This is a genomic window from Bacillus sp. BC08 (assembly GCF_054326875.1).
Genome location: NZ_JBTGPA010000041.1, coordinates 56,298 through 77,441 on the forward strand (window position 1 = coordinate 56,298; position 21,144 = coordinate 77,441).

22 protein-coding genes and 2 pseudogenes are annotated in these 21,144 nt (G+C 31.6%); 7 read left to right on the plus strand and 17 right to left on the minus strand.

Annotation, left to right across the window (positions count from 1 at the left end):
* Position 1: 1 nt before the first annotated feature.
* The 4 genes from ACXVYO_RS27085 to prgP form a co-directional block, all read right to left on the minus strand.
* Entirely contained in the window at positions 2 to 469 is a 468-nt protein-coding gene (locus ACXVYO_RS27085) for a hypothetical protein (protein ID WP_458469341.1), read from the minus strand.
* Positions 470 to 729: 260 nt separating this feature from the next.
* The gene (locus tag ACXVYO_RS27090) at positions 730 to 1,020 is read right to left on the minus strand and encodes a hypothetical protein (RefSeq protein WP_458469343.1); all 291 of its coding nucleotides are present in this window, start codon (positions 1,018 to 1,020) and stop codon (positions 730 to 732) included.
* 213 nt (positions 1,021 to 1,233) lie between these two features.
* Positions 1,234 to 1,536, minus strand: a complete 303-nt coding sequence (locus tag ACXVYO_RS27095) for a hypothetical protein (protein WP_098169477.1) — start codon at positions 1,534 to 1,536, stop codon at positions 1,234 to 1,236.
* The gene (gene prgP, locus ACXVYO_RS27100; protein WP_458469344.1) at positions 1,481 to 2,428 is read right to left on the minus strand and encodes a ParA superfamily DNA segregation protein PrgP; all 948 of its coding nucleotides are present in this window, start codon (positions 2,426 to 2,428) and stop codon (positions 1,481 to 1,483) included. Before prgP ends, ACXVYO_RS27095 begins: the two co-directional genes overlap by 56 nt.
* Before the next feature lie 1,829 nt (positions 2,429 to 4,257).
* Here prgP and ACXVYO_RS27105 point away from each other — a divergent pair.
* The 4 genes from ACXVYO_RS27105 (at position 4,258) to ACXVYO_RS27120 (ending at position 6,284) form a co-directional block, all read left to right on the plus strand.
* Positions 4,258 to 4,407, plus strand: a complete 150-nt coding sequence (locus ACXVYO_RS27105) for a hypothetical protein (protein ID WP_458469371.1) — start codon at positions 4,258 to 4,260, stop codon at positions 4,405 to 4,407.
* A 364-nt stretch (positions 4,408 to 4,771) separates the two neighbouring features.
* The gene (locus tag ACXVYO_RS27110) at positions 4,772 to 4,903 is read left to right on the plus strand and encodes a hypothetical protein (RefSeq protein ID WP_458469346.1); all 132 of its coding nucleotides are present in this window, start codon (positions 4,772 to 4,774) and stop codon (positions 4,901 to 4,903) included.
* Positions 4,904 to 4,940: 37 nt separating this feature from the next.
* Positions 4,941 to 5,069: a hypothetical protein gene (locus tag ACXVYO_RS27115; protein ID WP_458469348.1), complete on the plus strand. Its 129-nt coding sequence runs from the start codon at positions 4,941 to 4,943 to the stop codon at positions 5,067 to 5,069.
* A gap of 81 nt (positions 5,070 to 5,150) precedes the next feature.
* Positions 5,151 to 6,284 carry a peptidase M50 gene (locus tag ACXVYO_RS27120; protein ID WP_458469350.1) on the plus strand — a complete coding sequence of 378 codons (1,134 nt, stop codon included), beginning with the start codon at positions 5,151 to 5,153 and terminating at the stop codon, positions 6,282 to 6,284.
* A 37-nt stretch (positions 6,285 to 6,321) separates the two neighbouring features.
* Here ACXVYO_RS27120 and ACXVYO_RS27125 read toward each other — a convergent pair whose 3' ends face one another.
* Positions 6,322 to 6,693, minus strand: a complete 372-nt coding sequence (locus tag ACXVYO_RS27125) for a hypothetical protein (RefSeq protein ID WP_458469351.1) — start codon at positions 6,691 to 6,693, stop codon at positions 6,322 to 6,324.
* Between the two features lie 368 nt (positions 6,694 to 7,061).
* Between ACXVYO_RS27125 and ACXVYO_RS27130 the strand changes: the two genes are divergently transcribed.
* Positions 7,062 to 7,466: a hypothetical protein gene (locus ACXVYO_RS27130; RefSeq protein ID WP_458469353.1), complete on the plus strand. Its 405-nt coding sequence runs from the start codon at positions 7,062 to 7,064 to the stop codon at positions 7,464 to 7,466.
* A 531-nt stretch (positions 7,467 to 7,997) separates the two neighbouring features.
* Here ACXVYO_RS27130 and ACXVYO_RS27135 read toward each other — a convergent pair.
* The 3 genes from ACXVYO_RS27135 to ACXVYO_RS27145 form a co-directional block, all read right to left on the minus strand.
* Entirely contained in the window at positions 7,998 to 8,498 is a 501-nt protein-coding gene (locus ACXVYO_RS27135; RefSeq protein WP_458469355.1) for a hypothetical protein, read from the minus strand.
* Positions 8,499 to 8,772: 274 nt separating this feature from the next.
* Complete coding sequence (locus tag ACXVYO_RS27140) at positions 8,773 to 9,390, minus strand: DUF6241 domain-containing protein (RefSeq protein WP_458469356.1); 618 nt, start codon at positions 9,388 to 9,390, stop codon at positions 8,773 to 8,775.
* A 392-nt stretch (positions 9,391 to 9,782) separates the two neighbouring features.
* Entirely contained in the window at positions 9,783 to 9,971 is a 189-nt protein-coding gene (locus ACXVYO_RS27145) for a DUF4177 domain-containing protein (RefSeq protein WP_000272493.1), read from the minus strand.
* Positions 9,972 to 10,350: 379 nt separating this feature from the next.
* On the opposite strand from ACXVYO_RS27145, the gene ACXVYO_RS27150 reads away from it, so the two are divergent.
* On the plus strand, positions 10,351 to 10,515 hold the full coding sequence (locus ACXVYO_RS27150) for a hypothetical protein (protein WP_000377658.1): 165 nt from the start codon (positions 10,351 to 10,353) through the stop codon (positions 10,513 to 10,515).
* A 640-nt stretch (positions 10,516 to 11,155) separates the two neighbouring features.
* Here ACXVYO_RS27150 and ACXVYO_RS27155 read toward each other — a convergent pair.
* The 6 genes and pseudogenes from ACXVYO_RS27155 to ACXVYO_RS27180 form a co-directional block, all read right to left on the minus strand.
* The gene (locus tag ACXVYO_RS27155; RefSeq protein ID WP_001985810.1) at positions 11,156 to 11,299 is read right to left on the minus strand and encodes a hypothetical protein; all 144 of its coding nucleotides are present in this window, start codon (positions 11,297 to 11,299) and stop codon (positions 11,156 to 11,158) included.
* 72 nt (positions 11,300 to 11,371) lie between these two features.
* Positions 11,372 to 12,331, minus strand: coding sequence for a hypothetical protein (locus ACXVYO_RS27160; RefSeq protein ID WP_458469358.1), 960 nt, complete (start codon positions 12,329 to 12,331; stop codon positions 11,372 to 11,374).
* A 917-nt stretch (positions 12,332 to 13,248) separates the two neighbouring features.
* Positions 13,249 to 13,317: pseudogene (locus ACXVYO_RS27165) on the minus strand (YjcZ family sporulation protein); the annotation flags it as partial.
* A 42-nt stretch (positions 13,318 to 13,359) separates the two neighbouring features.
* A complete protein-coding gene (locus tag ACXVYO_RS27170; protein ID WP_458469360.1) occupies positions 13,360 to 13,563 on the minus strand; it encodes a hypothetical protein in 204 nt (67 codons plus the stop codon).
* Positions 13,564 to 13,919: 356 nt separating this feature from the next.
* Positions 13,920 to 14,444, minus strand: coding sequence for a tubby C-terminal domain-like protein (locus tag ACXVYO_RS27175; protein ID WP_458469362.1), 525 nt, complete (start codon positions 14,442 to 14,444; stop codon positions 13,920 to 13,922).
* Positions 14,445 to 14,971: 527 nt separating this feature from the next.
* Positions 14,972 to 15,877: a DMT family transporter gene (locus ACXVYO_RS27180; protein WP_087955540.1), complete on the minus strand. Its 906-nt coding sequence runs from the start codon at positions 15,875 to 15,877 to the stop codon at positions 14,972 to 14,974.
* 110 nt (positions 15,878 to 15,987) lie between these two features.
* Between ACXVYO_RS27180 and pdxR the strand changes: the two genes are divergently transcribed.
* Positions 15,988 to 17,379: a MocR-like pyridoxine biosynthesis transcription factor PdxR gene (gene pdxR, locus ACXVYO_RS27185; RefSeq protein ID WP_179192001.1), complete on the plus strand. Its 1,392-nt coding sequence runs from the start codon at positions 15,988 to 15,990 to the stop codon at positions 17,377 to 17,379.
* A gap of 326 nt (positions 17,380 to 17,705) precedes the next feature.
* Here the strand turns inward: pdxR and ACXVYO_RS27190 are convergent, their stop codons facing one another.
* The 3 genes and pseudogenes from ACXVYO_RS27190 to ACXVYO_RS27200 form a co-directional block, all read right to left on the minus strand.
* A complete protein-coding gene (locus tag ACXVYO_RS27190; protein ID WP_458469363.1) occupies positions 17,706 to 18,440 on the minus strand; it encodes a ribonuclease in 735 nt (244 codons plus the stop codon).
* A 204-nt stretch (positions 18,441 to 18,644) separates the two neighbouring features.
* A pseudogene (locus tag ACXVYO_RS27195) lies at positions 18,645 to 19,250 on the minus strand (DUF4352 domain-containing protein).
* Between the two features lie 269 nt (positions 19,251 to 19,519).
* The gene (locus ACXVYO_RS27200; protein ID WP_458469365.1) at positions 19,520 to 20,281 is read right to left on the minus strand and encodes a GIY-YIG nuclease family protein; all 762 of its coding nucleotides are present in this window, start codon (positions 20,279 to 20,281) and stop codon (positions 19,520 to 19,522) included.
* Between the last annotated feature and the right edge of the window lie 863 nt (positions 20,282 to 21,144).

Below are 21,144 nucleotides of genomic sequence, written 5' to 3' on the forward strand. Positions count from 1 at the left end.
ATTAGTACCTCTTACAAATGTGTTCAGGGAATATGTTTGATAGATCATTTTCAATTCTATCATCAATTTTTACGGTGCTTTTTTTAATATACTCTGCCAAGTTTTTATTATTATCTAGTAAGAGATAGGATTGTGGAGCGACAAATCCCTCAACGTTATTTCGTAAATCTTCAAGAGTAATAGGTTTGATCCGCTGAAAGCCTATAATCTCCATTCCGAATCGATAGCTTTGAGCATAGTGTTTGATTCGGTTAGAAGTTTCTTCATCATCTGAGTATTGTTCTTTCCAATTTTCAAGACTGTGTTTATTACCAAAGTAAACAATTCCACATATGGCTTTTACAGGTTTGCTGACATACATATATGCATAAGTGCAATTCTTTGGAAAAGTACGTCTATATTCAATCAATTTAACTTGACCAGCAATTTTATCATATATGCTAGGCCAGAAACTCATAAGTGGTATCATTTAGTTGTGCCTCCTAAATCTATTTACAAAGGAATTGGATGTTATGCTATCTGTGATTGATAATATCCTTTAAATTCTTGACAATTTCCAAGTAATTATAATTTTAGAAAATCCCTATTATAATATATCATCTTTAGTAGTTTTTTGGTTATAGTAAATATTAAAAATAGTTAAATCTGAACTTTCGGTAATAGGTGTTACCGTTACTACAAAAGATTGACTTTTGTTTTCCAAAGGTACCACTCCAGTTTTATATTATTTTAAATGTTTGTTAAGAGTTTGAATTTTGTTTTTTGTTCTACAGTCAATTCATTTTCTACATAATTATTAATAAGTAAATCAATTATTTCGTGAGTGAATTTCTGATTAGTAATTTTCATTAGTGCTTCAAGTTCTTCTTTGGATTGTTTAGGGATTTTAATACTTCCTTGCTGGTTTTTGAATTGTTTTTTCTCAGTCGCCTGTATTTCTTTTTCTGTGGTTGTATTAAGATCAGAGTTGTCAGTAATAGGCGTAACGGTTACTACAAATGAATTATTCTTATTTTCCACAGTTACCACTCCTGTTATAAATTTATAAATACGTTCATTTAGATAGGCGTAAAGTTAAACCTTATACCTATTCTCGATTTTTCTTCAACTTCATTTGATATACAGTATGAATACTAGTTTTTTTTAAAAAAAGATACATGTATCTTTAGATACAAAGATACAAAGATACAAAGATACATAAAGAAAAGCTATGAGGACGGGATTTCCTCATAACTACTTGTTACTAGAAGTTATATTTTTAAGTATACGTTGCTCACGTTCGGTTAAATTATTAGCAATGTAAAACTCTAAAATTTCATCAATAAATTCGTAATTTTTCATACTCTTCATTGTACAAATACTTTTAATTTTACTGAATGATTCGGGTGTCACTTTTATATTCTTTCTTTCTTCAGCTGTTAAAACTTTTCTCTTTTGAGTGTTAGTATTAGTGCTTGTACTTTGAACATTTCTTTCTGTATTAGCAGATTGTGCTATTTTCGGTTCTTGCGGCGTTTCCCTTTTGATTAAAGCCACTTATGTCAATCCCCTTCCCTAACTTAGTAAGTTTATTTTCTACGAAATACTTTTGTGTATATCTATATCCCGGTTCAATATCTCCTTCAGTTTCGAAAAGGTGAATTCTTTCTTCTAACTCACAAAAAATATCACAGAATAAAGCTAGCATTCTCTTATCATGATGATCTTCAAATTGTAACCCAATTCGTGGATACCATTCTAAACGTGCGTGATTGTTAATAATTGTAGTAAATACATTCTCTTCACCAAAAGTAGCGATTGTACTTTTAACGATTTCTTTGTGTAAGGCACGTTTTTGCTGCAGTAATACAGGAAGTACTCCAGCAACTTGCATTTTTACAAGTGAACCAAAGTCATCAACTAATGTTTGGATGTATTCAAAGATTAAACGTTGACTTCCTTCGTATGAAAATTGTTGAGTTTCTTGAACAACAATAATGTAGTCGCTTGCTACCATCGCATTATCCACTTTTAAGTCTGTTGAAGGTGGAATGTCGATGAATATGTAATCGTAGTTGTATTTTATTTTTTCTAGTAATCTAGAAAGATAAAACGTTCGGTCTTCAGTCGTATTAAAATTTTCGATTAAGAAGTCAGTGTATTTCCTCATGTCATATCCACATGGAATCATATCAAGATTTTCGTGCAGCTGTACAATACCTTCTGATAAGTCTCCATCTTCAAGACATTTCATTAATGTCTTTTGCATTTCGGTAATATTAAATGATTTTGCTAAGAACGTTGTACCATTCCCTTGAAGGTCAGTATCAATAAATAAAACTTTCTTATTAAAGATTAAAGAAGCCACAAGAGATTCCATACACGAATCAGTTGTTTTTCCAACTCCGCCTTTTTGCTGGGCGTTGATTATTACGTATCCTTTTCTCACAGGAATCACTCCTTTTTTAATTTGTAATATAATTGTAACAAAGGATAAATGTATCTTTTTATCTTTTTACTCTTGGATTGATAATAGCACGAGCTTGTACAAAAAGTAAAAGGATAAATGTATCTTTTTTTATGTTTAGTAGATTACGGTTGTTTTTCGTGTACAGGATATTGTATTAAAACGCTGTAAAATCAGCTTTAAATCATGTATCTTTAGATACATGTATCTTTTTATCTTTGTATCTAAAGATACATAATTAGTGCTGATGTATCTTTGTATCTTTAGATACATGTATCTTTGTATCCTTGTATCTTTGTATCCTTCTTTTAAACGAGTCAAATAGGATTAATGCACTTTTAGAGGCATTTACAAACAAAAAAGCTTGTTGTAACGTAGTACACAACAAGCAACATTCTACAAAACAAAACATAATTTGATATTTTACATAAACAAAGATCGATAGAACAATTGAATAAGAACACAAAACAAAAAAGCCACTCCCATATGCTAACGGCTACCAACCGTTGAGGGAATGACTGAGTTCTAGTAATTGCTACCAACACTTACTAGACATAACCTGTAACCATGCAGGACTTCGGTTTAAGTAGTGCACCAACACTATCCTTAAACAATTATGCCTTTCGACTAGGCTTATTTGATATACCCATTTTATCATTGTTTGGATAAATATCAACTAGTAAATACTAGTTTTGATTATTTTATAGTCCAAAAGATATATAACGGGCATCTCTAATCCTAGAAGTCTTGTGATTGTACAGGTCATTTAGGAAATAGGGATGCCTTTTTGTTTTTGTTCGCGTGGAATTGCCTGATACCACGTAAATAAAAACTGATAAGCCGTAATTCCGTGCTTCTATATAGAGGGAACGTGTTACAGGCGTGGCTAGCTGTTGGTCGTGCAGGGGGTACAAAGTATACGCCTACAAAAACAGCACCCCTCATTGGAATCCTGTTCTTCTGGTGAGGGAGGGCGAGAACTTGCCCAGGGACGATTCTCTAAAAGGTTCGGGTGGTTATCGTTAGCATTACGGTGCTAGGGAGTACATTCAGTTTGTCGTGTAGGGACGATATTACAAGGACAAGCCATAGTAAAAGGATGTATGCGGTGAAGATCGCTGAGTGAACAGGGTCTATACATACGGATACCTTATAAGTGACCGCATGGCGAAAACAAGACGCTTATCCATCTATTTTGATTGATTACTTTTTTTGTAGTCATTCAAAGTAGGGGATAAATCTGCCTTCCAGCCGTGTTCCTTAATCGTTCCCACATGATAAAAAACCTCAAGACCTTCAGTCAAGCTTAATTATGAAGAAAAGTATAAAAATATGAGATTGTATAAGTCCTGGGGGAACTACTTGCTAAGATAGAGGAATAAATAAAGGAATTACAACTTACTTAGTTAGAGGATAAGGGTACGGAGAATCAATTAGATCATGGTAAGTCTGTTATATAGGTGATGGAATTTAGTAGTTCGCTTTCAGGGAAGGTATTTTTTAGGTGACGATATTAACGAATATATTGTTTAAAGCAATGCATATGTGATTGATAAATAAGGGGATAGTTGTTGTACCATATATTATTTCGGAATTTAGTTTTATCAATCAGATATAGTACGTGAAATTTTATGGAATTAGGTGTTTTCGTCTTTTTACTGTTGATGTGTTATTTTGTTTTTGATTTTAGTTATGAATTTGAAATAAGGATTGCTATATTACTTAGTTATCTTTAGAATAGTTTTAAATTGTATGTATGTTTTAAATTTACATATTACATTATTAATTTATGTTATGGAGGATGTTTAAAATTGAATCATGTAAAGAGTTATAAAAAGGTTATAATGTTAGGGATGTTATGTGTGTTAGCGTTTTCATTAAGCGCATGTGATTTTGTGGATGGATTTAACAATGGATTTAGCAGTAAAACTGAAAAAGTAGACAATCAAGAGGAAAAATAAAAAATATTATTTTTTATTTTAATTAAATAGTTTAATAATAAGATGTACATATTTTCCTAAAAAAGGAGTTTTTTCATGAACTATAAAGTTGAAAAATTAGAAGCTGTAATTGCACCTTTTATACCTGGAGGTATTATAAAAGGTATTAAGAGATTATTTTCTTAATTGAATAGTATTTTTAAAAAATGAGCATATATTACATTGCTCATTTTTTTTATAAGAAACCTTTTAAATGGTATTTTATTAATGTTTTCAATATGCAGAATTGCATATTGAAAACTATTGATTGTCCAAAAAATGTATATTAAGATAGCAAAGTCGACATTTTATAAATTAAATATAACAATTTAAAAGGGGGATTATAATGAACTTTCAAATGGAAAAATTAGAAGAAGTTACTGCACCAGTTAAAGTTAACTGGGCTAAAGTTGCTGGATATGCTGCAGGCGCAGGAACAAAGTGGTATATCTGTGACAATACAGGGATTTGCTGGTAATAAGATACAAAATATAATTTTATAGGGGGTTTATGAAATGAACTTAACTTTTCAAATGGAAAAATTAGAAGAAGTTACTACACCTAAAAAATGGGGTAAAATTTGGAATAAGGTTAAAGATCCAGTAATGGATTTTGGATCAGGATTTATTAACGGATTTCTATAAGAATGACTTTTAAAATATAATAATTCAAAAAAATGGGCTTCGCGCTCATTTTTTTGAATATTCTTAAAAAGGTGAATCAATTTGAACAAAGACAAACAATATTATCAAATGAAAAGTTTAGAAATTACATATATGGAAGATCATTTTATCATTAAAAACGGTGAAGTGTTTTTTAAAGTAGGTATAAAAGAAGGGCAAATCATACAAGATTTGCAACAGAATTTAGATAGAGAATCAATTTTAATTAAGCATCAATTAACAAATGACGATTTTGAAACTTTTATAAATGAATTAAAAAAAATAGAAATAATTGGAGAAGTAAAGAAAGAACCTTTTAATATATTGTTTATAAAGCTTCCCTTATATAATCCGACTTCATTTTTAGAAATCATTAATAAATTACTTCATAATAATTACATAAGATTATTTTTGCTATGGAGTTCTTTCTTAATTATTTTTAGTGCTATGTTTGTTTTCATAGGTGAAATGGATACAATGGTGAAACATGCTTTTCATAATATATTACATTTGAATTGGTATGAATATGTAATTATATATCTGGCCTTATTCATTATTTCAGTAATACATGAGATGGGACATGCTGTAATTTGTAGATATTACGGAGGAAAAGTAACATACATCGGTTTTTTACTTTTATGCTTTTCACCAGCCTTGTATACAGATGTAAGTAGTACTAGACTTTTTAAAAGTAAAAAAGAAAAAATAATTGTTTTTTTAGCAGGTGCATATTTTGAATTAACAGCATTATCAATTCTTTTATTACTTAGATTTAGTTTGGAACAGTATCAGTTATTGATTGATATATTTGTACTAAGTAACACTGTTGCTATAATTACGAATTTCATTCCATTTATAAGATTAGATGGATATTGGATCTTATCAGCAGCAACAAATATTACAAATTTATATTCAAAATCATTAAAAGTAGTTATTTATGCAATTAAGAATAAAAAGTTGCCTAATGCATCAACTACAACAAATGTGAAATTTATATTTGTTTATGGGATTTTAAATTTTGTATTTTTAATTTTTTCTATAATCACAGGTTTATATTTATTTGTGCAATTCTTCTCGTATGATGGAATACCTCAATGGTTAAAAATTGCTATTGTTTTATTTGAATCAACTATATTAACAATTGTATTATTCCAGATTTGGAAAACATTCAAAAATAGAATATTAAATGACGCTTAAAATTAAATAAAAAAAGCTTGAAGGCAAGTAAGTACCTTTAAGCTTTTTTTGCATTATCTATATTAGGGAATAAGGATAAAAATGGAACTCTATACCCGCGTAATGTAAAGTTATATTTCTCGCCTTTTTTAATTTCTGCTTGAATATCCGCTGAATTAAATTTCATCATGAGTATACCATCTGTATTAGTTATTACTTTTTCCGTATCGTCATTTTGTTGGACAACTATATAAAATTTGTCACTTTTTCCACCTTTTTTCGAATATTTATCAGTTACTATACCTTCAATGTTAGTAACGTGTATGTAATTTATGATGGAAGCCAGTAATAGAGTTGGTACAATGACAAGGAATAGTATAAAACCTATCTTTCCTCTATTTTCTATGTTGTTAGTTTCTTCTTTTTCCAAAAATTATCGTTCCTTCCTTGTATTGAGAATAACTATATAATCTATATAATTATAACAAAATAACTTTTTATAAATTATGCAATTATGCATAATGCTTCTTACATGCTCATTAATTTTAGCTTTTATGAGTACAGGATTTATTTTCAGGTATTAAAAAAAAGACACCCTCAGGTGCCTTCCTCCGACTTGAACCACTTTAATTTTAATAATATGTATTGGACACACCTCTAAATATTTTTTCTATGGGTGTAGTATGTGGAAATTTTTTAGCATTTCCACTTTTGCCTGTTGCTTTTTTCTTTTTGATGCATTTTATAGTATTAGGACCGCTTGTCCCAATACTATAAACGAAAGGGGGAATAATTAATATGCCACCAAAACCACCTAAACCAAAGGGTCCTCAAACTTTATCAACTGGTATATTACGTAGACATTCTAATGTTGTTTTTATTACTGTTGATGTTATGAATGTTGATCCAAATAATGTTCATTCAGTATCTGTTGAAATGTTTGATTGGACATCAAATTCACCTGTTGTTATTCCGTTGCAAACACCTTCTTTACAGTTTGTATCTCCTAATCAGGCTGTATTCTTTTTTTCAAACAGTCTTCCTCCGCTTCCAAATGTTCAAGTTTATGAAGTAAGGATAGTTCATCCTGGGGATGAGGATGTTGTTATTAATGTCTCTGGAATTAGCAGTAATCCAATTTTTGATCCAGAAGAAGTTGATACTGTCTTACAACATGATTTAGTAAAATTAAAGTTAGAATAAGTTAGTAGAACAGGAGGATTTTAATTTTAATAGGGGATTAATTATATTAAAAGATTTTCTCATAATATAATTAATCCCCCCCACGAATGTTTTTGGTTTGATTATCATTTTGGGGTTTGGCCGAGATACGTGTAAAAATAGGTCATAGGCTTACTTTTATTTTCATATGGGCTTTATATGACTTATAAATACCGTTTTGTTTATTATGGGTACACCCTAATCATCCATCTATTAGCTACTGAAAACACTTTGTTCCAACTGTATGATAATAAGTTGAAAAATAATAGGGAAATTCGTGATTACAAGTGTGTTTGGAAATAAATGTATGACAAGTATTCAAAATTACATGTATCTCGGCTATACCCCATACCCCAATTGGATGTATTTTTTACATAAAGAAAAGACACCCTAAGGTGCCTTCCACTACTTGATCTACATAAGACTTTTCTTACAGCACAAATATATCTGGGTTCCCACCCAACTTTATTTTACTACATCTTCTTATAAAGTTTAATTAATTTATGAGTGAGATTACACCCATTTATACATCTCAAATACTAAATCGTCTAACTTACTTGTCCATCTTAATCCAGAAATTTCAGGGAGAAGAGATCTGTAATTACCCCAGTTTAAGATATGAATATCCTGAAATTTTAAATCCTTTAGCGAGGATATACTCCTAGAATTATATGCAGGTTTATGAACATAAATTAACAATTGTTCAGCCAAGTCAATTTCTACTGACCATTCAGTTTCAGTTGGATTTTTAGAACCGTGAAACCTCCCAACATATATTTTAGTATTGTTAGAATCGTTAGTGTCCGGCCAATTTTCTTGGGAAATTCTTTTTCCTATAGTCTGACAATCAGCTTTTCCAATATACAACAGAACATCATTACCATAGATAGGGTGATTCCCATAAACCTGATAAATTCCATAATCGGTTTCTTCATTTTTTAGTTTTACGAGATCTGTAATATTGTATGGTCCATCCCAAAGGATTTGAATTAAACTCGTTTTTGTGGTTTCCATAATAAAAACATCCTTAAAATTTTTATATAAATTTTAACATAAAAACAATGAGTAAACTTAAGAAAAAATAATCGTGTTTTTTTGAAATGCTGGCGGTACCGCATAAGAAAAGACACCCTAAGGTGCCTTCCTCCGACTTGAACCACTTTAATTTCAATAATATGTATTTATGCCGAGCCGATTAAGTTAAGCTATCATAATACTCCAAAAGGAAATACCGTATTAAAGAGTAAAAACATTCTACTTCCTAGTGGAGTGGGATTCAGTTTTATTTCTATAACTCTTCATGTTTCCACTCTTTATTATGAATATCTAATCCTTCTTGACCAAAGAAATGGAGAATAAATTCTTTTTCATCACTATCAGTTTTTTTAGCTAATTTAGATCCCTCCATAATTTTCTTTTTTCCAGAACGTAAATAATGAATTTCTCCAAAGTCTTCAACTGCAGATTCGAAATCTCCATCGTACCATTTGTTCAGAAGAGATTCATATCTTTGTCTTTCATCATCATTAATAACATTTAAGTTGTTTTTTAGGTATTGAATGTTTGCTTTGGTCATTTGAAATCGACCTACCTCACGGGTACTAGGAACATGAAGATTATGCCCACTGAATGTGAGTTTTTGGAGAGACATATGTATCAACATGTCATTTATAGTTTGCTCGTTTTGGATTTCTCCAATCGACTGTGCCGCTTTAGATAAATCATCTTCATTTACTACATAACTATCTTTTTGTTGCTTTTGAATGGTTTGAACTTTCGTTTTTTCCTGAACCTTTTCTTCTTGTTTAGGTTTTGATTCAGTCGCAGTCTTCTCATTAGAACTACAAGAAGCCATTCCCATTAGTAATGCGCTACATGCTAATGCTGTAAGTAATTTTTGTTTCATGTTGAGTACCTCCAGTATATACTAGTTATTCCAGTAAAAATGTAAGATTTCTCATCTCATGGTAGCAAACTAGTTATCCACATATTGTCGTGTCTTGTCGAAAGGTAATAAAAAAGACACCCTAAGGTGTCTTCCGCCGACTTGAACCACTTTAATTTTAATAATATGTATTGGACGCCAATCCAAATATTATTTTATCATGTTAAGTAATATTTGGGTACCACCAGCATTGTTGAAGAAAAACACGCTAAGCAAAAAAAATACAATAAGCTGTCCATATGGAAGTTGATTAATATTAGCCTATTTGTCTTATAAGTTAAATCGAGAACAATTAGATCCCAAAATATTTCAGTTCTTTTTGTATGTTATTTAAGGCAAACCTCTTTCGTTTTTTAAAGAAGTTCTTTGGTTCGTTTGAAGATAATCTCCAAAGAAGTCGTATATCCTGCGAGTGTTAGAGTAAGGACTTGAACAAATTCCCAACCATCCTCAGCATGTTCGATAATAATACGCTTATAATCTTCTTTGGGTTGCCCTTTCCATCCATCAATTTCGACTTTCACAAATTTGTAATCATACATATTCTTCCACCCCTTTCTCCTAATTGTACCATTTAGAAGAAGCGATGTATTGTACTCCCATCCAAATATTATTTTATATATTGAGAAAGAGGCTATAATCTTTTATTTAAACGTAAAAAGCCCTAGAGGGGACTAGGACTTTTTGACAGAATGAAAATGATCTAAAAAAGGACTTATATAACGTAACATATGAATGTTTCATAAATGTATCGTAAAAGTGAACAAAATCTATATTCTATTTTTAGCTCGATGTAATTTGAGATTATTCCGATGATATTTCCTCTAATAAAATAGTGTGATAGACTGTATGTAACTGTATATTGTGAGGGCGGGAGGTTGCTATCCTTTCTCTGATTCTAGAGAGAAAGGAGGTGACCGAATGGATTCTTTATTTAATTTATTGTATGACGCTGCTAAGGTATTCCTTACAGTATTTGCAACAGCTTATGCGAATGAGCTGGCGAAGAAGATTAGCAGTAAACGAAATAAAAGAACCGCCCCAAATGCCGGCAAGCGAAAGGGCGGTTCTAAACGCAAAAAATAAGTTTAAGCAACCGACCACCTTGCGGTAGCAGTTACTTGAAGAGATGTTAGCGCATCTCTTCTTTTATTATATACACAAGGTATTACTGTAATACTATTACAATAATTATATCAAACGTACATAAAAAATCAATGAGCATGTAATGGATATAATGTACAAAAAAGCAGCCCAAAGGTGCCTTCCGCCGACTTGATATATTTAATGATCTACAATACTCCAAATAGTTTCAGCATTAATAGGCATATAACTCAGTTATTGTTCCTTTCACTTTGCTGGATTGTGCATCATCTAACCAATTTATAACATCTGCTGTTTTAAAATACTTCTCTTAAATGAAAGCCAAATAATGTTTAGTTTTATTTCTACGGCTACTTAATACTCTAGTTGCACAATCGCTTAAAATTGCTACTGAATCAATTTCAACAATAGCTAAGTCAATTCTTTCGCCATTAATAAAGTGCGCTGTAAATATGCGTAAATTATTAATGAAAATATTCTTATATCAAGGGATTTTTCTTTAACATAAAAAAATAGTTAAATGTTGGTGCTACTTAATAAGGGAATGCAGTATAGATCAGTATATAAGCATTCCCTTGCTGTGTATTTATGAGTTTATTTTTATATAGATTTTATTTCTTAGTTATTTATTTTTATAAGAATAAGATAATAAAATAATTACTATTAACCAAAATACTGAGTTTTGTATCCATTCTGAAATTGCAGGAATCATAAATGTAATAAAACCTAATATGAGACTTAATATAATAATTATTAGTTTATGCATTTGATTTCTCCTTTTTAAATATTTTGTTTATTAAAAAACTCTACGATATATTTACATCGTAGAGTTTTTTTTTTAAGATCCTACATTCATATTATAACGTAGACTCCATTTATCACCTTTTGCATCATTAAAAGCAATTGTACCAGGACCAAAGTTCAATGCAAAATTATATGCAAACCATGGATGAGCGAATGCAGCACCTACAGTAGCATTTGAACCTCTGTAACTTTGAGGGATTGTGATTTTTTGTGATGTGTAAGCCCCTCTATTTATTGAATCTGTTTTGTATGGGAGTTTCCATTGTGTTCCATATAAACTAGAACGATCTGCTCCAACATTTGTATTATGTTCATTAACTCCGCCACCTAGATTCGAAATTGTCCAATATTGACGAGCTGATTCTGTACCATTTATTGCGTGAGCATTGGCTTCCCAAACGACACCAATTGTATCGGTTGTATTCCAATAAGGACGTTTAGTCCACATTTGGTTTGAGAAAACTTTATAAACATAATCTGATCCTTTTGTTCCTTCATAAATAGCAAATAAATTAAATGTTAGTTCATCATTTATGACTGCTGATGGTGGATTCATACGTTGGATTTTACTGTCATTTTTAGAGGATTGATTTAAAAGTTTGTTTGCATCTTGTTGTTTAATATTTTGGATTTTTTCTTTGTTGTCATTGTTTATTATGTAGTTTTGTCCATCTAAACTTTTATATTCTTGTTTTTCTTCAACTAGTTCTAAATTTGCTTTTTTTCCACCTTGTTTTACAAGCTCTTTTTTTAGATCTTTTTGCATGTTGGAGATTTCATTAAAAGAAAATCCCATTTTTATTAAATTATTATCTAGTTGTTCTAAACTTAGTTTTTCTGATGATTCTACTCCTAATACCCTTCCATCCTCGGTTTGTTTAACTTCTAATTTGTTGTGAGCATTTGTTGTAGAAGTTTCAGCGGATGCAGTATTAGAAAAACCTAAACTAATTCCCATACCCATTACTAACATAAATCCCAATGTTTTTTTCATAAAAAATCCCCCTTAAGTTATTTAACAACATAAAATAACTTACCATAAAAATTCCAAATTTTGTTACAATATGTATATTTGCATATTTTTATATTCATAAAATAATAGAATTTAATGAAGGTTTAAGAGAAATTGTAGTCCCACTACATACCCATCAAGTTAAAAGCTCATACCATCCCCATAACGATAATTTTGTACAGCACCGAGGTTCATTTTTATCTTTATGGGGCAACCTTTTCTGTTAGATTTATAGACATGGGTTGGTCCCCCTATAAAAAAAGCCACCCAAAGGTGCCTTCCTGCGACTTGAACCATTTTCATTTAATACGAACCTATCCGTATTAACCCTTTGTTATAAGTGTAAACACATCCTATAAAACAGAATCGTCTATATACACCAGATTGTTAGTTCACAAAACACAAAAGGTTTGAGCTCAGTACCAAAGTGACACCAAATCCCCTATAATGATTGTTTTTTTAGGCGTACCGTCCCATAAGGAAAAAATAGAAAAACTATAATTCTTTGAAATAAAAGTTTTGTAGGTACTACCAGCTGAAGTGATTTTTATTTGAATTATCATTTATATCTATAATAATTAAATATATAATTGTTATGTTGCAAGGGGCTGTACGTTCCGGAATTCTATACGCAAGCACTTACTAGCTTTTAAGCTACTGTGATTGTGAAAGGATTTTGGGAAGAAAGGTGACAGGGATCATCCTGAAAATTCGTCCTTTCTAAAGGAGGAACCTCATGAAACACGGGGGGAATGATATCGAACTCACTGTTGCAAAGCTTTCTTTGCTAACAGCTGTAGTTACTCTTGTAACAGAAATGCTTCGTCTTTTTTAAGACGAAGTTTTTTCTGTTTTATGAAGAATAGACACCCTATATGAGTGTCTTTTCCTATAGTTTTTTAGCAGAAGCAAGAAGCTCCAACTATGATTAATAGAATAAATAATACAACTAATAAAGCAAAGCCCCCCTAAGAGGTACGTAAAAAAACTGTCCCCCCAGGAACAGCCCCTTAGTTGAATAATTTTTTAACTGTCTGGAAGATATTAAGTCCTTTGTTATAAACATATCTTTCCCATTCTGCTAACAAACTATTTCCATTTTTGCCACTTGCTATTTGAGCAGCGTGACGTTTATGAAACTCTGCTACGCGTTGATTGTGTTCGTTGTGAAATGCTGCGAAACGTTTGTGAAGATGTTGAGCGCTATGTTTCATTTTTGGTTACTCCTGTACATTTTTTCTTTCACTATACCATACAGAACAGATGATCAATATCAAGATTAACACTGTATTTTTCTTTCATATTTTATACTATTACGCGACATGGCAAGCAAAGTTTGCTGAATGTGGTAAAAATATGTCGCTTCTCGTAATCATCTTTCAGAACATATCCATAAAGCAAAGCCACCCTCAGGTGCCTTCCTGCGACTTGAACCACTTTAATTTTAATAATATGGACTCCCATCCAAATATTATTTTACCATGTTAAGTAATATCTGGGTACCGCCAGCATTTTTGAAGAAAAACACGCTAAGCCAAAAAATACAATAAGCTGTCCATATGGAAGTTAATTATTCACCGATATAAAACAGACTTTGTGCAATACTCGTAAAAAATTCTGGTTCTTGTATAGGGGAATCTTTTTCTATCTCTAAGTATGTTTTAAACAATTCTGATGTTTTCATTCTCCACCTTGCTATTTCTTTACCTTGATAATAAAATTTTGCCCAATCCATTGGTACTTTCTTCACTATAAGTTCACAAGATTCAGATTTAATAAGAAGCTCAGGGGATATAACTTGCCATGAAATATAACTGACTTCATATTCTTCACTCGTCAGATAGTTAATAACTTTATATGTAGGTTTTCCCAACCATTTGGTATTTTTTATACACTGATAAACTATATCTCTATCGTTGGAATAGACATCAATTTGAACGTTCCAATCAATATTCCATACATAGGTTGCCATTCTTGTTAACATATTTTTGTACTTTCTTTTAAATGTGAACACTTTATTTCCAGCTTCATCTATAACATCAACTGATTTAGTAGAGTCTTTTACCTTAGGCGGTAAGTATGTATATCTCTTCATTCCAATACTTCTCCTTTATTTCTAACGAAAACAATACGGTTTTAATTGTTCTTTTACTCATTTTCGTAGTCGTAATTTATAAGAAAAGTCCTTTCTTTTTCCTTTTATTGTATCATTTTGAATAATTAATTTGTTGTGAAAAAATGGATGTATACTATATTCATGTGTGGTTAACATAACGTCTCATTATCGGTAGTGAAGAAAAAGACGAATCCCTATTCTCACAAGGGAATCGTCTTTTTTGTTCTATGGATCTATGTATTTTTTTATACATTCTTATCCTGGTGCGGTTTTAGGGTTCTTGTCTGTTATTGGATTAACCGAAAAACTGTATAAAATCTTGTATACTCTTAGCATGGTTTTTCCCGAAATACTGGCGGTACCCCATGCCCATCAAGCTAAGATTATATAAGTTTAATTTCACTTGAGATTTTTTTCTTTTTTCTAAAAATCCAGTATAAGCTCTTTAAAGTTTTGCATACCAAATAAATGAGCTCTATTTTCAAGTTCACAACACTTATTCCTTATTAAGTAACTCTTTTTAGAGGTAATTTCGCAACTTGCTTCCGAGTTCTAAACCCTAATGCAATAGCAGCGCCAATACAGCTAGAAAAACAACCAGCGAACAAATACAATGATGGATCTGACTCACCGATTAAAACGGAAGCTATTCCTCCAATTATCGGGAAAAGTGCAACCATATAGCCACTTTGAGCTCCTCCAATTTTTTCTACAAGCTTCAAATAGAATAACCATGCTACAAATGAAGCAACCAGAGTTAAATATAACAACCCAAATAAATATGAAAACGATGTTGGAAATATAAATTCTTGTTCTTGAAATAATACAATTACTCCCATCAATATACTGCCCACTGTAAATCCAATGGCATTTGCGTAGATAGGATTCACTTTGTGACTTGCATTTCGTGCCGAGCTGGCATCACCTACTGCTGTAAGAAACGTACCTAAGATCGCAACTATAATTCCTTTTATGTCATTGTACCCTTGAAAGTTGTTCAAGTTCGGATAGATGAGAATACATACGCCTAATACACCAAAAATCCCCCCAAACAAAACGCGTGAATGTAACTTTTCTTTTAAAAAAATCCGAAGGGTAATCGGGGTCAAAATCACCTTTAATGAAAAAATCAATGTTACGATTGCTGCAGAACTCAAAATTGTGGCGTAATAAAGGCATAAATAGCTTAATGCAAAGTTACATACACCAAAAACTATTACAAATGGGATATCTTTTCTTGTTGGCATCCCTCTTGGTCGAAGGAACCAAACAAGTATCAAAAATAAAAAAGCTGTCATAACTAGACGATACGTTAAGGATAATTCTAAGCTGACAGGAGTTCCTTGAATTTTTACCGCAATAAAGTTGAGTCCCCATACAATCAAACAAAATAAGTACATAAATATTGTCATAAGTTTTCTCCCAAATTCAATTTTTTTCTAAATTTATTATTCATTTATACCGTCATTTCTAAAAGGTACAGTTTATAATAAACACAAATGACAGATGAGGTATTACAATGATGAATGAACTAATATTTAATATCGATCGAGAAAGCAACACTCCTATGTACCAACAAGTTTATCAATACATACGTACTCAGATTCTATCTGGTAAATTAGAAAAGGATACAAAGTTGCCATCGATTAGACAACTTGCTATCCAATTAGAGGTCAGCAGAAACACAACTCAAGTAGCCTATGAACAACTGCAATCGGAAGGATATATTCGAAGTGAGAACAAAAAGGGATTTTTTGTAGAGGCTACTATATCGGATGAGATACTTAATTATGAACCCATTAGAGAACAGCATCATGAAACAAATCATGCTGCCATGAATACTATTGACTTTAAAATTGGGACAGTGGATCAAGAGAACTTCCCTTTGAAAAAATGGAGAATGCTTACAAATAAAATCATTAAAGACTCTAGCATGTTTTCATACGGAGAAAAACAAGGCGACATTAAATTAAGAAAGGTACTAGCAGATTACTTGTTTCAATCAAGAGGAGTTAATACTTCTGCAGAACAAATTATTATTGGCAGTAGCACACAGCACTTGTTATTACTTTTGTCGTTGTTGCTAAAGCAAGACTATCATTATCTGGCAGTAGAAGACCCTGGATATAATGTGGCAAGGGAACTTTTTGTTCTTCAATCATTTATCATTGATCCAATCCCGGTAAAAGAACAAGGCATCCAAGTCGATCTCCTTTTAAAATCGCCTTCTAGACTTTTATATGTCACTCCTACTCACCACTTTCCATATGGAGTGACTATACCCGTCAATGAGAGATTAAAGTTAATTCAATGGGCAAAAAGGGTGGAAGGATATATTATTGAGGATGATTATGATAGTGAATTTCGATACATCCATCAACCTATACCGTCTCTTCAAAGCTTAGATTCTAATGATAGGGTGGTTTATTTAGGAACTTTTTCAAAAGCACTACTACCCTCTATCCGTGTCAGTTATATGGTTTTGCCTAGAAGGCTAATAAGTGAATATAAAAAGATACTCCCTTTGCTTGAGCAAACATCCTCATCTATCCATCAGCGAACACTGGCGACCTTTATGAATGAAGGATATTGGTACTCACACTTAAGGAAGATGAAAGCTTTGTATAAACGTAAAATGAAACTATTGAATAGGGAACTATTAAAACATTTTAAGAATTATGTTGAAATAAAAGGTGGTAGCTCCGGAATTTTCGTTATTATTGAAGTGAAAACGGAAATGAGTGAAAAAATGCTAATTGAAAGGGCATATGAACACGGAATTGTAGTTTATCCTTGTTCAAAATATTTCTCGAAATATACACCACGATATCCGCATATTCAACTTGGATTGGGTGATTTATGTGAAAAAAAGATAATAGAAGGAGTTTCTCAATTAGCAAAAATTTGGCTGTAATCTTGATGTTTGCGTTCTTCCTATTAGGGGTCATCATACATCGCCGTCAAGTTAAGAAATTAATTGTTCCCCAAAAAGGAAAAAGTGAGCCTACTACCCTTAAATAGCTGTAAAAAGGTGAAAAATTCGTTTTTGGGTACTTAAAAAACTTAAGTTGATGTGCATGGGGTTGTAATAAATCTTTAGCTTGATAGCGATGGGGGGGTCCCCTATAAAAAAAGACACCCAAAGGTGCCTTCCTCCGACTTGAACCACTTTAATTTTAATAATATGTATTGGACTCCCATCCAAATATTACTTTACAATGTTATATTTTGTTATGTGTTTTAATTGCGACTAACACCCAATTTTGATTCAATTTCATTTAAGCTAGCTAGGGCATTATTTAGTTTTTGATCGGAAAGCTTGATTGATTTTTGAGCTTCTTCCATTCTTTCATTCAACGGATCTACTCCTTTTATTCCTTGAGTTACAGCTTTTCCAGCATTACTTCTATAGTTAGTTGCTAGTCCAAACTCTACTCTGAATTTCTCAATCTTTTCTTTTAATACCGGATCATTTAACTTTGAGCCACTTTTAAATTCTGCATTTTTCTTGGAAAGTGCATCATATCGATTTGTAACTGACTCCATTTTTTCTTTTAAAGCGTTCTTGTCAAGAGATTCAGGGTCCTTGCTTCCTTCTCCCCAAATAGCTTTCCAGTCCTGATTCCAAATCTCATCATAATCTTTTAACATTTCATCAATAGTAGGCTTAATTTCGTTTTCGTATGTAACCTTATCCGCATTTTCAGCTGGTTCAGTTGTTTCTTGACTCTGTTGGGTTGTTTTTTGAAGTGAACTAGTTTGTTTTTCTTCATAGAAAGTTACTTTAGATTTTAATTCTTTGATTTGTGTTTTTAATTCCTGCTGTTCTTTAAAGTGTTTATCGGTAATTTCATCCATATCTTTTTGTGAATACTTAGGTTTCATATCTTCTGGTTTGGAATCCTTAAAAATAGATATGGAAGCAATGATAACGACTATTACAGCGATAATTCCAATAATTATTTTCTTGTTCATGTATGTTCCTCCTGGAGTATAATGTTATCATTATATAATAATTAAATATTTTTAGGTAGAAAAAAGACACCCAAAGGTGCCTTCCTCCGACTTGAACCATCTTAATTTTGATAATATGTAATGGACTCCCATCCAAATAATATTTTACCGCGTTAAGTAATGTCGGTTATTGAGAAAAAAGGCACTCTTTCGAGTACCTTTTTACTATTCTACTTTTAACTTAATTTCTTTACCTGCCATACCGCTACTAGCTTTTAAGAAAAGGCCTTCAGCATCTTTTGGTATATCAAATACAATTTTGCCTGTCTGTGTTAGACCTGAATTCAATTGTTTTCAGAAGAAGTCAGTTTTACCACCGTTAGCTAATTCAAAAGATGTTTGACCTTGTGTTGAATATTTGAATTCACAACTTTTGTTATCTACCAATTTAAAGCTATTAGCATCAACAGTGATAGCGTCTTTTTGATTATTAGTAAGTGTTTCTAAAATTTTAAAGACACCATGTGCTTGTTACTTTGTATATTTATTACCCATAGAATCTACTGTTTCCATAGATCCTACAGCGATTTTTTCATCAGAAGATACACCTTCTTTTGATACTGCTTTAGTGTCTGTTGAAGTTTTTCTGTTCCTCTTCTTTTTCTTTCTTTGGAGCATCCTTTTTGCCTTCTTGTTTCGGATTAGTAGATGCTTTTTTTTCGAATCATTACTGCTATCAATAACCGTAGCAATAAAAATGATGACTACAATTGCTATTACCCCTAAGGGATTCAGCCGGGATACGTGTAAAACTAGGTCATAGTAATACATTCTTTACCAATAATTATTTTTCAGTGATATTTGTAACATAAACGTACGCTTTTGTTACAATGCATTGTTTAAAACTTATTACTAAGCGACTTTTTGTTACTAAATATTTCAGGTTATTTATTGTCTTTATATAGCATAGAAAACCTTTAGCGTACGAAAATCAAGGTTTCCACTTCCCAAAAATATCCTAACATAGGTTTTACGTCATTTGGCTGGCGGGACCCCTGGTATTGCAATCTACGTCTGATTTTGTATAATTTTCACTTTTATTACTTACTTTTATTTTCTTCGTTATATTTTTTTGCTAGTTTTACCATTAATTTCTTTTTTCGTTCTATTGCTCTATTTTTAATAATCTCATCATATTCTTCCTTTTTAAGTTTTTCAGGAACAAGGTCTTCCTCTTTTTTCCATATAATGTTATTGAAATTATCCTTATCATTCTTCGTCCATTTTTTAAAATTAGGGTTTCGTGATATATATTGTTTATATTTTAAAGCAGGAGCAATACACTCGGGAAAATTACCTTTAACATTAGAGTAATTATTATGTAAAGGTTTGTGAGTAAGGAACAAAAATTGCTCAAGTAATTTTCTAGCATCTGCATCATTTGTATCTAATATCCAAATATCCATATGATGGAAACATTCATTCAAGTTAAAAAGATGCAGCAATGGATCCCCTTCACTATTTACACTAACTGGATCTTCTACGATAAATTCATTTGTCCCTGTCCATCCTCTTATATGTTCCTCAAACCTATTATAAAGATTTTTCGCTTCACCGACATAAAGGCAAGTATTATATTCGTCATAGTAGACATAACAACCAGATAGGCCCCAATATTCAAAAACTCTATCAATTTCCCAAACTTTTATTCCTTTATCAATATCTCTTATAAATAAACGGGAGTCTAAATATGAAGAACATTCCTCATAATTTTCACTCTCAAAAAGGGAAACCTTTAATCCACGCATTCTCCCCCGATCATCTTCTTTAACTGTATTAATTACCACGTCACATTTAGGCATTATTCATCTCCTCCGTTGATTAAATGTCAGATTTTCAAGCGTATCATACCAAACTATCAATTCTAATATTGTCATATCATGTCGAACGAAAATAAAAAAAGAGAGCTATAGCCCTCGATAATATCTATAAAAAAAAGACACCCAAAGGTGCCTTCCTCCGGATTGAACCACTTTAATTTTAATAATATGTATTGGACTCCCATCCGAATATTATTTTACTATGTTAAGTTGTTTTATTCATTGAGAAAAAGGTAAGATACACGAGTTGTTTTTCCTTCTTCTGAATCAACTACATATGGTTCTGCTGCTACCAATATATTTTCTCCGCTGCAACTGTATATCTCTATCATACTATATAATTGTCAGTGAGTTAACATATAGTTATTCGAATTTATGCGTATTTATATTTATAAATACATAACTGAAAAAGAATTCACGACACGATACAAATAAATTCCTATAGCAAAGACTGCTAGTAAAAGCCTTAATAATTGGTCCTTACAATATATACTTACTAGTATTCCAAAAGGAACTAGTAAAATTAGTGGTGCGCACAACAATAAAACGCCTTTATATAAGCTGTCAGTTGTAAAGTTCTATATAGAGTGACATATAATGTTCCTTTCTAAATTTAATCTACTTATTGTTATAATATATTATACATTTTGTAAAGAAAAGACACCCAAAGGTGCCCCCCCTGCGACTTGAACCATCATATATTAATATGATATCGATTAATAAACTAAACTATATAAATAATTTGTTATGATCGCATGTACCGTAGCTGATATAATGTATAAGGGAATTATTGGCTAATTAGTATTGCACATATATTAGGGGGGATAACAACGATGGACAATGAC

Coding starts and splice junctions, on each gene's coding strand:
- ACXVYO_RS27085 (WP_458469341.1), bottom strand. CDS start 469: ATGATACCACTTATGAGTTTCTGGCCTAGCATATATGATAAAATTGCT.
- ACXVYO_RS27110 (WP_458469346.1), top strand. CDS start 4,772: ATGAACTTTCAAATGGAAAAATTAGAAGAAGTTACTGCACCAGTTAAA.
- ACXVYO_RS27115 (WP_458469348.1), top strand. CDS start 4,941: ATGAACTTAACTTTTCAAATGGAAAAATTAGAAGAAGTTACTACACCT.
- ACXVYO_RS27130 (WP_458469353.1), top strand. CDS start 7,062: ATGCCACCAAAACCACCTAAACCAAAGGGTCCTCAAACTTTATCAACT.
- ACXVYO_RS27135 (WP_458469355.1), bottom strand. CDS start 8,498: ATGGAAACCACAAAAACGAGTTTAATTCAAATCCTTTGGGATGGACCA.
- ACXVYO_RS27140 (WP_458469356.1), bottom strand. CDS start 9,390: ATGAAACAAAAATTACTTACAGCATTAGCATGTAGCGCATTACTAATG.
- ACXVYO_RS27145 (WP_000272493.1), bottom strand. CDS start 9,971: ATGTATGATTACAAATTTGTGAAAGTCGAAATTGATGGATGGAAAGGG.
- ACXVYO_RS27150 (WP_000377658.1), top strand. CDS start 10,351: ATGGATTCTTTATTTAATTTATTGTATGACGCTGCTAAGGTATTCCTT.
- ACXVYO_RS27155 (WP_001985810.1), bottom strand. CDS start 11,299: ATGCATAAACTAATAATTATTATATTAAGTCTCATATTAGGTTTTATT.
- ACXVYO_RS27160 (WP_458469358.1), bottom strand. CDS start 12,331: ATGAAAAAAACATTGGGATTTATGTTAGTAATGGGTATGGGAATTAGT.
- ACXVYO_RS27170 (WP_458469360.1), bottom strand. CDS start 13,563: ATGAAACATAGCGCTCAACATCTTCACAAACGTTTCGCAGCATTTCAC.
- ACXVYO_RS27175 (WP_458469362.1), bottom strand. CDS start 14,444: ATGAAGAGATATACATACTTACCGCCTAAGGTAAAAGACTCTACTAAA.
- ACXVYO_RS27180 (WP_087955540.1), bottom strand. CDS start 15,877: ATGACAATATTTATGTACTTATTTTGTTTGATTGTATGGGGACTCAAC.
- pdxR (WP_179192001.1), top strand. CDS start 15,988: ATGAATGAACTAATATTTAATATCGATCGAGAAAGCAACACTCCTATG.
- ACXVYO_RS27190 (WP_458469363.1), bottom strand. CDS start 18,440: ATGAACAAGAAAATAATTATTGGAATTATCGCTGTAATAGTCGTTATC.
- ACXVYO_RS27200 (WP_458469365.1), bottom strand. CDS start 20,281: ATGCCTAAATGTGACGTGGTAATTAATACAGTTAAAGAAGATGATCGG.